Here is a 14,269-nt window from a genome sequence, read left to right as displayed (position 1 = left end):
GGTGCATCTGCATATAAGCACCCGCATGATATTGGTCACGGGTGGCGCGGGATTTATTGGCTCCAACTTGCACGCGGCGCTGCGCGCCAACGGCCAGGAGTGTATCATTGCTGACTGGCTGGGCCACGAGGCCAAGTGGCGCAACCTGCGCCACACCCCGCCCTTGCAGGTGATCGCGCCGGAAAACCTGGCGGAATTCCTCAGCCGGTCCCCTGAACTGACCGCCATCGTGCATCTCGGCGCAATCTCGGAGACCACCGCGACCGATGGCGATCTGGTCTGGAAAACCAACGTGGAACTCAGCCAATACCTCTGGCACTGGTGCGCCGCGCATGGCACGCGCTTCATCTACGCCTCATCGGCCGCCACCTACGGCAATGGCGCCGCCGGGTTTGAGGATGACATGTCCATCCCCGCCCTGCAAAAACTCCAGCCGCTCAACCTCTACGGCTGGAGCAAGCACGCCTTCGACCTCTGGGTGGCCGGGCAGGTCGCGGCCGGCGCCCCCGCCCCGCCCGCCTGGGCCGGGGTGAAGTTCTTCAACGTCTACGGCCCCAACGAGTACCACAAGGGCAAGATGATCTCGGTGGTGAAGGTCAAACACGATGAAATCGCCGCCGGCGGCCCGGTGCGGCTGTTCAAAGCTGACCAGCCGGGCATGGCCGACGGCGCGCAGCAGCGCGACTTTATCTATATTGACGATGTGATCGCGGCGCTGACCTTCCTGCTCGCCGCGCCAAAAATCTCCGGCCTGTATAATCTGGGCACCGGTCTGGCACGCACCTATGCCGACCTCGCCCGCGCGGTCTGCGCCGCCCATAACGTGCCGCCCAGCATTGAATATATCGACATGCCGGCCAACCTGCGCGGGCAATACCAATCCTTCACCCAGGCTCCGATGCACCGGCTGCGCGCCGCCGGGTTCAACCACCAGTTTCACACGCTGGAACAGGGGGTGGGCGCCTATATTCAGGACTTCCTCCTTCAAGGGGACATGTACCGCTGATGATTTTCACCTGGCCCCATTTCAGCCCCGTGCTGTTCAGCATCGGCCCGCTGGCCGTGCATTATTACGCCCTTGCCTACATCACCGGGCTGCTGGGCGGCTGGTGGCTGGCGCAGCGGCTGGTTAAACTCTCGCCCTTCGCCGCCACGCAGCAACAGGTGGACGATTTTCTTACCTGGGCGGTGCTCGGCGTGCTGCTCGGCGGGCGGCTCGGCTATGTGCTGTTCTACCAGCTCTATCAGGAGCCGCTCTCCTACCTGCTGGCGCATCCCATCCAGATCATCGCGGTCTGGCAGGGCGGCATGAGCTCGCATGGCGGGTTCATCGGCGTGGCCATCGCCATCATCTGGTTCTGCCGGAAACACGGGCTCAATATGTTCGCCTTCGCCGACCGCATCGCCACCGTCGTGCCCATCGGGCTGTTTCTTGGCCGCTGCGCCAATTTCATCAATGGCGAACTATGGGGCCGGGTTGCCACGCACTGGTTCCCGCTGCTCATCATCTACCCCGAATCAGCCAGCGTGGACCCCACGAACGCCCTCAGGCCGCGCTACCCCTCGGAGCTGATCGAGGCTCTGCTCGAAGGCGTGGTGCTGTTCCTCATCATGATCCTGGCCGTCCGCTCGGACAAATGGCGCCAGCGGCCGGGCATGCTCACCGGGCTGTTCCTCATCTGCTACGCCATCGCGCGCATCATCTCCGAGTGTTTCCGCGAGCCGGACTATTTCCTCGGCTTTCTCCCCTTCGGCACCACCATGGGCCAGATCCTCTCCCTCCCCGTGCTTTTCGCCGGGCTGGTGATGCTGGTCTGGGCCGCCCGCCAGACCCCGCGTGCAGCCTGAACGTTTCGACCATTTCATGGCGCGGGCGAATGCCGCCTATTACGCCACGCATGACTTCTCCCAGGATTTCACCACCGCGCCGGAGCTGACCCAGGTTTTCGGTGAGCTGCTGGGCGCCTGGGCCAAAACCGTGTGGGCCATGATGGGCGCGCCGGAGGGCATCATGCTGGCCGAGGCCGGGCCGGGGCGCGGCGTGCTGATGGCCGATGCAATGCGCGTCTGGCCTGCCGCCAATGTGCATCTGCTGGAGACCTCGCCCCGCCTGCGCGCGCAGCAGGCGGCCCGCGTGCCCCGCGCCACCTGGCATGAGTCATTGGCCACCATCCCGCCCGGGCCGCTGATATTGCTGGCCAATGAATTTCTGGACGCCCTGCCCGTGCGCCAGTTCGTCCGCCGCCCCACCGGCTGGGTGGAACGCCATGTGAGCCACGGCGCCTATGTGGAAATCCCCACCGATTATCCGCTCCCTGATGACCCCGAGGGCAGCGTGCGCGAGGTGAACGAGGCGGCGTTGGATTTCTGCGCCGCCCTGGCGGTCCGCGGCGCCATCGCCTTGTTTATCGACTATGGCCCCGCCCAATCCGCTCCCGGCGAGAGCGTGCAGGCCATCGCCGGGGGTAAATACGCCGATCCCCTGACCACCCCCGGCACCGCCGATCTCACCGCGCATGTTGATTTCGCGGCCATCAAGGCGCGTCACAACGCACAGGGGCCGGTGAAGCAGAACGAATTTCTCACAGCCCTCGGCCTGTTCCAGCGCAGTGACGCCCTCGCCCGCAAAAACCCCGCGCGGGCCGAGGCGCTGAAGCTGGCGGCCCGGCGCCTCACCGCGCCGGAGGCCATGGGCAGCCTGTTCAAATGCCTCGCCCTTTGCCCTAAGGGTTTCCCCACCCTGCCAGGATTCGAATAATGGATTTTCTCACCGGCGGCCTGCCAGCCCGCCACGGCTTCTTCACCCGCAACGGCGGCGTCTCCACCGGGGCTTACACCAGCCTGAACTGCAGCTTCTCCGGCGCTGACGAGGTGGCCAACATCCGCGAAAACCGCGCCCGCGTGGCCCGCACCCTGGATGTGGCGCCCGATTCCCTGCTCGGCCTCAAACAGGTCCATGGCACCGAGGTCATCACCGTCACCACCCCCTGGGCCATCGGCGCCGGGCCGGCGGCTGACGCACTGGTCACCAACCGCCCCGGCCTCGCCCTTGGCGTCATCACCGCCGATTGCGCGCCCGTGCTCTTCGCCGATGCCACCGGGCGCATCATCGGCGCCGCCCATGCCGGCTGGCGCGGCGCGTTCCTGGGTGTTCTGGAGGTGACCGTGGAGGCCATGCGCGCGCTGGGCGCAGAGGGCATCCACGCCGCCATCGGCCCCTGCATCCACCAAAAAAGCTATGAGGTGAGCGCCGATCTGCGCACGCCCCTCATCGAGGATGACGCCGCCGCCGCGCGCTTCTTCACGCCCGGACGCCTGGAACGCTGGCAGTTCGACCTGCCCGGCTATTGCGCCGCCCGCCTCAAAGCCGCGGGCGTGGCCACCGATATATTGCCCAACGACACCTGCGCGGAGGAAGAAAATTTCTTCTCCTACCGCCGCAAAACCCTGCGCCATGAGGCCGCCACCGGGCATCAGATCTCCGTGATCCGCACATGATAAAACGATTGGCCGTGTTACTGCCCCTGGCGCTGGCCGCCTGCGGCACCCTGCCTGAACCGTTTTACGGCAATCCCGGGCCGGAGGGCGCGCGCCTGTCCATCCCGCCGGCGCCGGTGCTCATGGTGCCGCCCCCCGCCGCCGCCTCGCTGCTGGATGCCAAATCCGCCCCCATTTATGCCAAGGACCTCGCCGCCGCGCTGGTGAATTATGACATCCCGAGCATCGCGGGGGCGCCCATGAAGGGCGGCTGGCTGCTCACCACCTCGGCCAGCCGCAACGGCGATACCATCACCCCCGCCTATGTCATCACCGGGCCGGACGGCAAAACCTACGGCAACCAGAACGGCGCCCCCATCGCCGCCGCCGCCTGGAGCCAGGGCGACCCCGCCGCCCTCAACAATGCCGCCACCACCGATGCGCAGGCGCTCTCCAAAACGCTCACCGCCATCAACGCGCGCATCCAGGGCAGCAACCCGCAATCGCTGGAAAACCGCCCGCCGCGGATTTTTATTGGCCCCGTCACCGGCGCGCCGGGCGATGGCAACCACTCCCTGCCGCTCAACCTCGGGCGCGACCTGCCCGGCCCTGACGATGTGGTGGTGACCAACCCGGCCCAGGCGGATTTCACCGTCACCGGCAATATCGTGGTGACACCAGGGCAAAACGGCCAGGTCATGGTTGAGCTGGACTGGAGCGTGCAGGACGCCAACCACCGCAAAATCGGCCAGGTCACGCAGCTGCACCCGCTCGCCCTGGCGGACATCACCCCCTACTGGGGCGATGTCGCCGCCGCCGCCGCGACCGAGGCCGCGACCGGCATCCAGCAGGTGATCGCCAACGCGGTGCTGAAAAAGGGCAGCTAACCCAGCGTTGCGGGCCGCCCGGGCTTAGATCAATATTGGTTTAGCTTGAATCGCCAGATTCAAACTAAACCAATGAAATTGATCGCAAAGTAAGGGTAGAGCGTGATTGACGTAAGGCAATCACGCTCTAAGCCGGCACGCCCTTGCTGGTCGAATACTCAAAATGCAGCGCCACATCGGGATACACAATCGGGTGGATCGCATGCGCCGCCACCGCGCCCTCGGCAAACCCCTGCAAAATAAGCTTCAGCTTGCCCGGATAGGTCACGATATCCCCCACGCCGAAAATCCCCGGCACCGTGGTTTCCATCCGCGCCGGGTTCACCACCACATGGTTGCGCTCCAGCTGAAACGCCCAGTCCGCCAGCGGCCCCAGCTCCATCGCCAGGCCAAAAAACGGCAGCAGCACATCCGCCCCAATCAGCCGCGTGGCGCCGTCCAGATCAGCCACTTCCACCGCCTCCAGCACCCCGGCCGCGCCGTGCAGCGCGTGCAGCTGATAGGGGATCACCATGTCGATCTCGCCGCGCGCCGCCGCCGCATCCAGCTGCGCCGCACTTTCGGGCGCCGCGCGGAATTTTGGCCGGCGGTGGATGACATGGATACTCTCGGCAATGCCGTTGAGCGCCAGCGCCCAGTCCACCGCCGAGTCGCCCCCGCCGGCGATCACCACGCGCTTGCCCCGCAGCGCCTCGCGGCGCTTCACATAATATTGCACCGCCCCGGTGGCCTCATAGGCGGGCAGACCCTCCAGCGGCGGGCGGTTGGGGCCAAAGGCTCCGGCCCCGGCCGCGACGATCACCGCTTTGGCCGCGATTTCATCGCCCGCATCGGTGGTGAGGGTAAACGCCCCCTGGCTGCCATGCAGTTTTTCCACCCGCCGCCCGAGCAGCCGTTGCGGCGCGAAGGGCGCAATCTGCTGCTCGAGCCGGGCGATCAACTCAGACGCCTCAATGCCGGGGTGGGCCGGAATGTCGTAAATCGGCTTCTCCGGGTAGAGCGCGGCGCATTGCCCGCCGGTCTCGCCCAGAGCGTCAATCAACACGCAGGACATTTTGAGCATCCCGCACTCAAACACCGCAAACAGCCCGGCCGGGCCAGCACCGATGATCGCAACATCCGTTGTCAGCTTTTCCATGCCCTGGCTTTGCCGCACCGCCCTTCCACAATCAAGCGCATGCCCTAAAAAGAGTGCCATGCAGATCTTCCTCCCCGATGAAGCCGCGACCATCGCCCTGGCCCAGGAACTCGCCGCCCGGGCGCGCGCCGGGGATGTTTTGCTGCTCTGCGGCCCGCTGGGCGCCGGGAAAACCAGCTTCGCCCGCGCGTTCATCCGCGCGTTGACCGGCGAGCCGGACCTCACCGTCCCCTCCCCCACCTTCACCCTGGTGCAGCAATACGAGGCCCGGGGGACCACCATCTGGCATTATGACCTGTGGCGCCTGCAGGACCATCATGCGCTGGAGGAGCTGGGGTGGGAGGAAGCGCTGGATGGCATCGTCATCGTGGAATGGCCCGACCGGCTGGGGCCGCTGACACCGCCGCGCGCCCTGCGGCTGAGCTTCTCGCATGAAGGCACGGGCCGAAGCGCCGAGCTGGCGGAGGATACACCATGAGGCTCGGCGCGTTCACGGCGGAAGCGGCGTTTTTGCCGGCGCTGGCGAAACGCTGGCTGGAGACGGGCGGCGACTCGGCCGATGGGCTGATCCTGCTGCCCAGCCGCCGCGCGGCGCAGGCGCTGGCCGGGGCGTTTCTGGAACAAAACCAGGGCAAGGCGCTGTTGCTGCCGCGCATCGTCGCCCTTGGCGCCATCGATGAAGCCGGGCTCACGCTGGCCGGGGCGCTGGACCTGCCACCCGCAATCCCCCCCATGCAGCGCCAGGCGGTTTTGGCGCGGCTGATTTTGCGCATGAACGGACAAGACGGCGCGCCGCAAAAGCTCCATGCCGCCTGGCAGCTTGCCGCCGAGCTGGCGGGGCTGTTGGACGAAGCGGCCTATGCCGAGGTTGATCTCGCCGCCACCCTGCCCAATGTGGTCGCCGCGGAGCTCGCCAGCCATTGGCAGACCACCTTGAAATTTCTGGAGATCATCACCCATCTCTGGCCGGGGATTGTGGCCGGGATGGGCGGGATGGACCCGGCGGCGCGGCTGGTGGCGCTGTTGGACGCGCAAACCGCCGCCTGGGGGGAAAATCCGCCGCCGCACCGGGTATGGATGGTCGCCGCCGAGGGCAACCCGGCGATCGGGCGGCTGGCCCGGCGGGTGGCGGGCCTGCCGGAGGGGCTGCTGCTTCTGCCGGGCTATGATTTTGAGCTGAGCGAGGCCGCCTGGGAGGCGCTGGATGACAGCCACGCCCAAGGCGGCATCGCCCGGCTGCTGGCGGAAATCGGCGCGCGCCCTGCCGAGGTAACGCGCCTGCCTGCCCCGGCATCGCCCGTGCCGGCCGGGCGCAGCCTGGTGTTTTCGCGCGCATTGCTCCCGGCGGCCTGCCTGGAGGCGTGGCAGAATACGGCGGCGTTTCAGCTCGCGGGGTTGAGCCGGCTGGAGGCGCAGGAGGAAGCGCAGAACGCCACCGCGATCGCGATGATCCTGCGCGACGCGCTGGAGGTGCCCGGGCGCACGGCCGCGTTGATAACGCCTGACCGGGGGCTGGCGGCGCGCGTGACCGCGGCGCTGAAACGCTTTGGCATCACCGCCGACGACAGCGCCGGGGAGCCGCTCTCACAGACCCCGCCCGCGATTTTTCTGCGCCTGCTGGCCCGTGCGGTGGTGAGCGGATTTGCCCCGCTGCCGCTGCTGGCGCTGCTGAAACATCCGCTGGCGGCGGCGGGGTTGCCGCCGGAAATGTGCCGCGCACACGCGCGCAATCTCGAAATCCACGCTTTGCGCGGGGCGCGGCCGGGTCCGGGGTTCGATGACATAAAATTCCGCCTGGAGCAGGCAAAGCTTCCCGCGGTGATCGTGTTTCTGGAGCGGCTGGAGGCAATGCTGCGCCCGGCGGGTTTGCCCGAACGCAGTAACCCCGCGCAGGTGCTGCGCCACCTGCTCACCGTGGCCGAGGCGCTGTGCGCGACGCCGGAGGAACCCGGCGCCGCGCGGTTATGGCCGGGCGAGGCGGGGATCGCACTTTCAGAAATCTTTTTGCAGGCGCTGGAGGTTTTTGAGGACCTGCCGGACATCGCGGGCAGCGAGGCGGCCGACCTGCTCGATGCGCTGTTGAGCGGCGCGGTGGTGCGCAAACCACGCACCAAGGACGGGCATCCGCGCGTGGCGATATGGGGTTTGCAGGAAGCGGCGCTGCAGAGCGTGGATGTGGCGGTGCTGGGCGGGCTGGTAGAGGGTGTATGGCCCGCGCCGGCGGAGCCTGGGCCATGGCTGAGCCGCCCGATGCGCCGCGCCGCGAAACTACCCTCGCCGGAACAGAAAATCGGCATGGCGGCACACGGGTTTTTCTCATTGGCCACATGTTGCGAGACCGTGGTGTTGGCCGCCCCGGCGCGGCGCGAGCGCGCCCCGGCGGTGCCCGCGCGCTGGCTGACGCGCTTGCAGGCGATGTTGCATGGCCAGGGATTGCCGGCGCATCCCGCTGCGTCATGGTCGTTGCAGCTTGACCAGCCCGTGCGGCTGGAGCGGCGCGAGAGGCCATATCCGCGCCCCCCCGCGGCGGCGCGGCCCACGCGGTTGAGCATTTCGGATTTCGCGACGCTGATGGCCGATCCATATGCGATTTATGCCAGAAAAATTCTTCGGATTCACGAAATTGACCCGCTTGACGAGGAGAGCGACCAAAGCCTGTTCGGTGAGATCGTGCATAAGGGCTTGGAAGAGTTCTATGATATTCCGGAGAATTTCGCGGCACCGGACGCACGGGCGCGGCTGGTGAGCGCATTGCAGAACGCCATGCGCGAGAGACGCCCGCGCGCGGCGCTGGACCATTGGTGGATGGCGCGGCTGGCGCGCATCGCGGACTGGGTGCTGGAGAGCGAGCGCGCGCGGCGGGGCGCGCATGGCGCGCCAGTTGATCTGGCTTCGGAGGTGAAGGCGGAGCTGGCCGTTCCGGGCGGCTTTGTGTTGAGCGGGCGGGCCGACCGGATTGAAAAACGTGTGGATGGAACAGTATCCATTCTGGATTACAAAACCGGCGCGGCGCCGGCCAGCCCGGAGGTGGAAGCCGGGAGCGCGCCGCAGTTGCCGCTTGAGGCGGTAATGGCGCAGGCCGGATGCTTTGGTGACGAATTCAGCGGCGAGGTGGCGCAACTCGCCTACTGGAAAATTTCCGGACGGCACGAGGCGGGCGAGGTGCGCGAGGTGAAACCGAAAAAGCCCAGGGTGCTGCGCGAGATGATCGAGGATGCGGCGCACGCGCTGCCCCAGACGTTCGCAAAATTCGCGGATGAAAAAACGCCGTATCTGGCAAGCCCGCACCCCAAACGGGTGAATAAATACGATGTCTACGCCGGTGTTTCCCGCCGCGCGGAATGGGCCGGGGAGGATGACGCCAATGACGGTGATTGAAATTGCCAACGCGCAGCAGCGCGAAGCCTCCGACCCTAAAATATCGGCCTTTGTCGCGGCTTCGGCGGGAAGCGGCAAGACCAAACTGCTGACCGACAGGCTGTTGCGTTTGATGCTGGCGGGAAGCGCGCCGGATAAGATATTGTGCCTGACCTACACCAAGGCGGCGGCGGCGGAAATGACAATCCGGCTGAACAAGCGCCTGGGCGATTGGGTGGTGATGGATAAGCCTGATCTGGAAGCGGCGTTGCGCGCGCTGGATGTGACGGTGAACCATGCCAATTTGACTCTGGCGCGCAAGCTCTTCGCCGATGTGCTGGATTTGCCGGGTGGCATGCGCATCGAGACGATCCATGCCTTCTGCCAGTCGCTGTTGCGGCGCTTTCCGCTGGAGGCGGGGCTTTCGCCGCATTTTGAGGTGGCTGACGAGGTGGAGGAAGGGCGGCGGCTGCGCGAGGCGCGCGAAGTGGTGCTGGCGCAGGCGGGGCACGAGGGCGCGGTCCATGCGCTGGCGGCGGAGACCGACGAGACGACGTTTGCGGCACTGACGCAAAAATTTGCGCAAGGGCCTGGCGCCGTTCTGCATGGGCGAGAACCGGGCGCCATTGCCGGGATGCAGCGTGCCGCGCTGGGCGCGGGGGATGAGAGCGAGGAGATGTTGCGCGCGCAGGCCGTGGTGTTGCCGCGCGAGGAAAAGCTGCGCGCGGGGCTGAAGCTGTTGGCCGAACGCGGCACGCCAAAGCTTGGGCAAGGCTGGGCGCACCGGGCGCTGGACTGGCTGGCGCAACCGCACGCGGCGCGCGCGGCGAATTGGGATGACTGGCTGGCTGTGCATTTTACCGGAAATGGCAAAGGCACGCAGAACAAGCTGCATAATTTTTTCGGCAAGGGGCTGGCGGCGCAAGAGGCTGAAATCCGCGATGTGATTAATGCCGAGTGCCGCCGCATCGAGGCGGCGCAGGAGCAAATCAACGCGGCCAGGCTGGCGGCGCTGAATGCAAATCTGGTGCAGCTGGTGGCGCCAATCGTTAAGGACGATGCGGCGCAGAAGCAGATGGCGGCGCATTTGAGCTATGCCGATTTGGTGCGCCATACCGAGAAATTATTCGAAGACCCCGGCGCCACCTGGATTCTTTATAAGCTGGACGGCGGCATCGAGCATTTGCTGCTCGACGAGGTGCAGGATACCGCGCCGGCGCAATGGGAGATCGCCGCGAAGATCGCCGATGAATTTTTTGCCGGGGCGGGGGCGCGCGAGGGCGGACGGACGATTTTCGCGGTGGGCGATGCGAAACAGTCGATCTTCTCGTTCCAGGGCGCGGATCTGGAAAGTTTTACAGTGTATCAGGCGAAGTTTCGCGAAAAGGTGAAGGCGGCGGGGCAGCGCTGGGTGGATGGAAAACTCTCCGTCTCCTTCCGCTCCGCGGCGCCCGTGCTGGCGCTGGTGGATGCGGTGTTTGCCTCCGGCCCGGCGCGGGCGGGGGTGTGCCAGGGCACGGAGGTGCTCAAACACGAGGTGAGCCGCGCGGGGCAGGCCGGATGGGTGGAATTATGGCCGCTGAGCGAGGCGGCGCCCCCGGCGGAGCTGCCGCCCTGGGCAGTGCCGGAGGATTATGAGGGCGCGGAGTCGGCCCGGGGGCTGCTGGCCCGCCAGATTGTGCTGGAAATTAAAAAACGTCTGGATGGCGGCGAGATTTTGCAAAGCCGGGGCCGCGCGGTGCGGCCGGGGGATTTTTTGATCCTGGTGCGCAGGCGCGATGCGCTGGTGAGCGCCATCACCCGCGAGTGCAAGGCGCGCGGGGTGCCGGTGGCGGGGCTGGACCGCATGGTGCTGACCGAGCAGCTGGCGGTGAGCGACCTGCTGGCGCTGTGCGATGCGCTGCTGCTGGGCGATGACGATCTGGCCTTCGCGCAATATCTGGTCTCGCCGCTGGGGGGCTTGAGCGATGAGAGCCTGATGGCGCTGGCGATGGGCCGCCGGGGGAGCCTGCTGGCGGCGCTGTATGCGCGCCATGGTGAGCGGGCGGAGTGGGCGGCGGCGAAAGCGTTTTTCGAGACATTGCGCGGCAAGGTGGATTTTCTCTCGCCGTTTGCACTGTTGAGCGAAGCCCTGGGCACGCTTGGCGGGCGGAGCCGGATTTTGCGCCGCCTCGGGCCCGAGGCCGCGGAGCCGGTGGATGAGCTTTTGAGCGAGGCGCTGAAATTTACCCAGAGTGAGCCAGGCGCTTTGCAGATATTCGTGCATCAGCTGCGCCAGGCCGGGGCGCAGATCAAGCGCGAGGCGGATGCGGGCGGCGATGTCGTGCGGATCATGACCGTGCACGGGGCGAAAGGCTTGCAGGCGCCGCTTGTGATTCTGCCTGATACCACGGCGCTGCCCACCGGCGCGCAGAAGGAGAGTTTGTTCTGGCTGCCGGTGCCGGGGCAGCCGGATATGAGCGTGCCGATTTTCTGCCCCCGCACCGCGCTACGCTCCGAGGCGGTGGCCAGCGCCGCCGCGCGCGCCGCCGCCGCGCAAGGTGAGGAATATAACCGCCTGCTCTATGTCGCGCTCACGCGCGCCGAGGATGGGCTGATTATATGCGGCGCCAAGGGGCGGAACAATGTGGCGGAGGCGAGCTGGTATGAGTTGGTACGGGCCGGCTTCGCGCGGTTGCCCGAGGTGGCGCAGCTGGGCGGGCGGCTGGTTCATGCCTGCGCGCAGACCGCAAGGCCGGATGACAAGGCGGCGCATAAGCTAACGCATGAAGCGGCTCTGCCCGCCTGGGCGGGCGCGGCGCCGGGCTGGGTGGCATCGCCGCCGGGGGCCGAGACGACGCGGCCCGAGCGCCTGGCGCCAAGCCGGGGGGTGGAGGATATCACCCGGCAGGCGCTGGCGGCCAGTCCGCTGGGGGCTGGCGTGGCGCAGGCCCGCGCGGCGCGCGCGGCGGCGATGGCGCGCGGCCAGGCGGTGCATGCGCTGTTGCAGCATCTGCCGGAGCTGCCCCCGCCAGCGCGCGCGGCGGCGGCGGCGCGGTTCATTGCCAGCGTGCCGGAGCTGGCGGGCGGCGCGGCGGAAACCTACGATTCGGTGCTGGCGATTTTACAAAACCCGGCGCTGGCGGCGCTGTTCGGGCCAGGCAGCCGGGCGGAGGTGCCGCTCGCGGGCGTGATTGGGGATGTGGAAATCGGCGGTCTGGTAGACCGTCTGGCGGTGACGGAGCAGCGGGTGATCATCGCCGATTACAAGACCGACCGCGCCCCGCCGGACACGGCAGAGCTGATTCCCCCAGGTTATCTGCGGCAATTAGCGGCCTACCGGGCGATATTGGCGCAGATCTATCCGCGCCATGCCGTGGTGTGTTTGCTGATATGGACCCAGAGCGCGGTGGCGATGCAGGTGCCGGACGCGATGCTGGACGCGCATGCCCCGGCTTGATTAGGGCGGGTTTCGCCGCCATGTTCTCCCCCAACCAACTTTAGGAAGATATCATGAGCAAGGCTGTTACCGACGAGACCTTCGATGCGGATGTGCTGAAATCCGGCGCCCCGGTGCTGGTGGATTTCTGGGCCGAATGGTGCGGCCCGTGCCGGACGATCGCGCCCTCGCTCGAGGAGCTGAGCAAGGAATATGAGGGCAAGCTTGAGATCGTGAAGGTGAACATCGACGAGAACCCGATGACCCCCTCGCAGTTTGGCGTGCGCGGCATCCCCACGCTGCTGATCTTCAAGGACGGCAAGGTGGCGGCCAGCCAGGTGGGCGCGGCGCCGAAATCGGCGCTGAAGGCGTGGATCGAGAAGAGCCTGTAGCATGACGCAGGGCGTGCCGGGCGAGACGCCGCCGGCCGGGGTGCCGATGATCCGCACCATCGCTATGCCGGCCGACTCCAACCCGGATGGCGATATTTTCGGCGGCTGGCTGATGAGCCAGATGGATCTGGCGGCCGGCAATCTGGCGGCGCGGGTGGCGCGCGGGCGCTGCGTGACGGTCTCGGCCGATGCGATGAGCTTTCTGCGTCCGGTGAAAATCGGCGATGAGGTGAGCGTTTATTGCGAGCTGCTCTCCACCGGGCGGACCTCGCTGAAAATAAACGTAGAAGCCTGGCGGCGGCGGCGCAACACGCATGAGGAATACCGCGTGACCAAGGCGGTGTTCACCTTCGTGGCTATCGATGCCGAGGGCAAGCCGCGCCCGTTCAGTCCGCCAGAAACACCGTAGCTGCGCTGGGGGCCGAGGAATCCAGCCCCGTGCCCAGTATGTAGCCGAGAATATCAGCGCTGGGCGTGGCCCGCTCCAGGTCACGCGGGATCATGTGATAATCCGGCGGGTAATAGGCCAGGGTGACCGGGGCGCCCGGCGGCAGCGCGCGCCAGCAGCGGCGCATCGCCGCCTTGGGGATCAGCTGGTCATGCCCGCCGTAGAGTATAAGCGTCGGCTGGCGGAAGTTGGCGCAGGCGGCCTGGGCCTGGGCCATGAGGCTGGTGAGCCCGGTGATGCTGCGCACATTTGGCGCGCGGATGGTGAGCGGGTCTTCCCCGAAGGCGATGAGGGCTGCGGTATTGTCGCTGGCGCGGACACTGACCGCGCGGCCGGTGAGGCGCATCTGCGGCGCCACCGCGTCGGCCATGAACAACGCGGTGCGATAAAGCATACCCACCCGCCAGACGGCCGGGGCGGAGAGGACATAGGCATCCACCGGCGGCGGGTTGTTTGAGGCGCCGAGCAGCAGGCCGATGCCGCCGCCCATGCTCTCGCCCATGAGCACCAGCCGGGTATGCGGATATTTTTCGTGCAGCTGCACCGCCATGGCGCGCGCTTCATCAACCAGCGTGGCGGTGCCCGGCCAGGCGCCGCGGTTGGCGGTGGCGCCGAAGCCTGATTGGTCCGGCGCATAGAGCGCGATGCCCCGCGCGTTGAGGGTTTGCGCCAGCAACACCCAGGCATCGCGGCTGTCGGTATAGCCATGCAGCGCCAGGACCACGGCTTTGAGCGGCCCTTGAGCGGGGTAGAGCCGGTAGGGCAGACGCGCGCCGTCCGGCAGGGTGAAGACGCCGCTGGTGATGATCGGGTGGTTTGCGGACGCCTTGGGCACGCCGTAGGGGAGCGCCGCGCAGCCGGACAGGCTCAACGCCAGCAGCAGGGGCCAGAGCTTGGGGTTACGCATGAATGAAGCTATCATCGCGCGGTATCCAACACAGCAAGGCAAGACCCATGGACAGCGCCACAACCAAGACCCCGGCCGAAATCATCCACGTTAAAACCCATGCCGTCTCCTGCGATGGCGGCGTTGGGCCGCTCGGCCACCCCAAGGTGTATCTGAAGATCACCGGAACACAAATCATATGCCCCTATTGCTCGCGCCTCTTCGTGCTGGCGCCGGGCGCGCGGGATGACGGGCACTGAAAGCCC

General features: G+C 66.8%; 13 protein-coding genes. 11 read left to right on the top strand and 2 right to left on the bottom strand.

Annotation, left to right across the window (positions count from 1 at the left end; genetic code table 11):
* The first annotated feature begins 25 nt into the window (after positions 1–25).
* From rfaD to QQJ84_RS01010, 5 genes are read left to right on the top strand one after another with little or no spacing between them, the layout of a single operon-like run.
* Positions 26–1,006 carry an ADP-glyceromanno-heptose 6-epimerase gene (gene rfaD, locus QQJ84_RS01030; RefSeq protein ID WP_284256041.1) on the top strand — a complete coding sequence of 327 codons (981 nt, stop codon included), beginning with the start codon at positions 26–28 and terminating at the stop codon, positions 1,004–1,006.
* Complete coding sequence (gene lgt, locus QQJ84_RS01025) at positions 1,006–1,848, top strand: prolipoprotein diacylglyceryl transferase (protein ID WP_284256040.1); 843 nt, start codon at positions 1,006–1,008, stop codon at positions 1,846–1,848. Before rfaD ends, lgt begins: the two co-directional genes overlap by 1 nt.
* A 16-nt stretch (positions 1,849–1,864) precedes the next feature.
* The gene (locus QQJ84_RS01020) at positions 1,865–2,758 is read left to right on the top strand and encodes a class I SAM-dependent methyltransferase (protein WP_284256142.1); all 894 of its coding nucleotides are present in this window, start codon (positions 1,865–1,867) and stop codon (positions 2,756–2,758) included.
* Entirely contained in the window at positions 2,758–3,498 is a 741-nt protein-coding gene (gene pgeF, locus QQJ84_RS01015) for a peptidoglycan editing factor PgeF (RefSeq protein ID WP_284256038.1), read from the top strand. Before QQJ84_RS01020 ends, pgeF begins: the two co-directional genes overlap by 1 nt.
* The gene (locus QQJ84_RS01010; protein ID WP_284256037.1) at positions 3,495–4,364 is read left to right on the top strand and encodes a hypothetical protein; all 870 of its coding nucleotides are present in this window, start codon (positions 3,495–3,497) and stop codon (positions 4,362–4,364) included. The genes pgeF and QQJ84_RS01010 overlap by 4 nt, the downstream gene beginning before the upstream one ends.
* A 127-nt stretch (positions 4,365–4,491) precedes the next feature.
* On the opposite strand, the gene QQJ84_RS01005 is transcribed toward QQJ84_RS01010, so the two are convergent.
* The gene (locus QQJ84_RS01005; protein WP_284256141.1) at positions 4,492–5,502 is read right to left on the bottom strand and encodes an NAD(P)/FAD-dependent oxidoreductase; all 1,011 of its coding nucleotides are present in this window, start codon (positions 5,500–5,502) and stop codon (positions 4,492–4,494) included.
* Between the two features lie 58 nt (positions 5,503–5,560).
* On the opposite strand from QQJ84_RS01005, the gene tsaE reads away from it, so the two are divergent.
* Genes tsaE through QQJ84_RS00980 form a run of 5 tightly spaced genes read left to right on the top strand, consistent with a single transcriptional unit; the run spans position 5,561 to position 13,078 of the window.
* Positions 5,561–5,980, top strand: a complete 420-nt coding sequence (gene tsaE, locus QQJ84_RS01000) for a tRNA (adenosine(37)-N6)-threonylcarbamoyltransferase complex ATPase subunit type 1 TsaE (RefSeq protein ID WP_284256035.1) — start codon at positions 5,561–5,563, stop codon at positions 5,978–5,980.
* Complete coding sequence (gene addB / locus QQJ84_RS00995) at positions 5,977–8,880, top strand: double-strand break repair protein AddB (protein WP_284256034.1); 2,904 nt, start codon at positions 5,977–5,979, stop codon at positions 8,878–8,880. The genes tsaE and addB overlap by 4 nt, the downstream gene beginning before the upstream one ends.
* Positions 8,867–12,298: a double-strand break repair helicase AddA gene (gene addA / locus QQJ84_RS00990; protein WP_284256033.1), complete on the top strand. Its 3,432-nt coding sequence runs from the start codon at positions 8,867–8,869 to the stop codon at positions 12,296–12,298. The genes addB and addA overlap by 14 nt, the downstream gene beginning before the upstream one ends.
* 53 nt (positions 12,299–12,351) lie before the next feature.
* On the top strand, positions 12,352–12,669 hold the full coding sequence (gene trxA, locus QQJ84_RS00985; protein WP_284256032.1) for a thioredoxin: 318 nt from the start codon (positions 12,352–12,354) through the stop codon (positions 12,667–12,669).
* A gap of 1 nt (position 12,670) precedes the next feature.
* Positions 12,671–13,078: an acyl-CoA thioesterase gene (locus tag QQJ84_RS00980; RefSeq protein WP_284256031.1), complete on the top strand. Its 408-nt coding sequence runs from the start codon at positions 12,671–12,673 to the stop codon at positions 13,076–13,078.
* On the opposite strand, the gene QQJ84_RS00975 is transcribed toward QQJ84_RS00980, so the two are convergent.
* Complete coding sequence (locus QQJ84_RS00975) at positions 13,056–14,039, bottom strand: alpha/beta fold hydrolase (protein WP_284256030.1); 984 nt, start codon at positions 14,037–14,039, stop codon at positions 13,056–13,058. The two genes, QQJ84_RS00980 and QQJ84_RS00975, sit on opposite strands and share 23 nt — an antisense overlap.
* A gap of 32 nt (positions 14,040–14,071) precedes the next feature.
* On the opposite strand from QQJ84_RS00975, the gene QQJ84_RS00970 reads away from it, so the two are divergent.
* Positions 14,072–14,263, top strand: coding sequence for a zinc-finger domain-containing protein (locus tag QQJ84_RS00970; RefSeq protein ID WP_284256029.1), 192 nt, complete (start codon positions 14,072–14,074; stop codon positions 14,261–14,263).
* Positions 14,264–14,269 lie beyond the last annotated feature (6 nt).

The organism is Acidocella aquatica, from assembly GCF_030160635.1.
Taxonomy (GTDB): domain Bacteria; phylum Pseudomonadota; class Alphaproteobacteria; order Acetobacterales; family Acetobacteraceae; genus Acidocella; species Acidocella aquatica.
This window is presented reverse-complemented; position numbering and strand designations above follow the sequence as displayed.

Bases quoted from the DNA above. Each gene is read 5' to 3' on its own strand.
- rfaD (WP_284256041.1), top strand. From the start codon at position 26: ATGATATTGGTCACGGGTGGCGCGGGATTTATTGGCTCCAACTTGCAC.
- lgt (WP_284256040.1), top strand. From the start codon at position 1,006: ATGATTTTCACCTGGCCCCATTTCAGCCCCGTGCTGTTCAGCATCGGC.
- QQJ84_RS01020 (WP_284256142.1), top strand. From the start codon at position 1,865: ATGGCGCGGGCGAATGCCGCCTATTACGCCACGCATGACTTCTCCCAG.
- pgeF (WP_284256038.1), top strand. From the start codon at position 2,758: ATGGATTTTCTCACCGGCGGCCTGCCAGCCCGCCACGGCTTCTTCACC.
- QQJ84_RS01010 (WP_284256037.1), top strand. From the start codon at position 3,495: ATGATAAAACGATTGGCCGTGTTACTGCCCCTGGCGCTGGCCGCCTGC.
- QQJ84_RS01005 (WP_284256141.1), bottom strand. From the start codon at position 5,502: ATGGAAAAGCTGACAACGGATGTTGCGATCATCGGTGCTGGCCCGGCC.
- tsaE (WP_284256035.1), top strand. From the start codon at position 5,561: ATGCAGATCTTCCTCCCCGATGAAGCCGCGACCATCGCCCTGGCCCAG.
- addB (WP_284256034.1), top strand. From the start codon at position 5,977: ATGAGGCTCGGCGCGTTCACGGCGGAAGCGGCGTTTTTGCCGGCGCTG.
- addA (WP_284256033.1), top strand. From the start codon at position 8,867: ATGACGGTGATTGAAATTGCCAACGCGCAGCAGCGCGAAGCCTCCGAC.
- trxA (WP_284256032.1), top strand. From the start codon at position 12,352: ATGAGCAAGGCTGTTACCGACGAGACCTTCGATGCGGATGTGCTGAAA.
- QQJ84_RS00980 (WP_284256031.1), top strand. From the start codon at position 12,671: ATGACGCAGGGCGTGCCGGGCGAGACGCCGCCGGCCGGGGTGCCGATG.
- QQJ84_RS00975 (WP_284256030.1), bottom strand. From the start codon at position 14,039: ATGATAGCTTCATTCATGCGTAACCCCAAGCTCTGGCCCCTGCTGCTG.
- QQJ84_RS00970 (WP_284256029.1), top strand. From the start codon at position 14,072: ATGGACAGCGCCACAACCAAGACCCCGGCCGAAATCATCCACGTTAAA.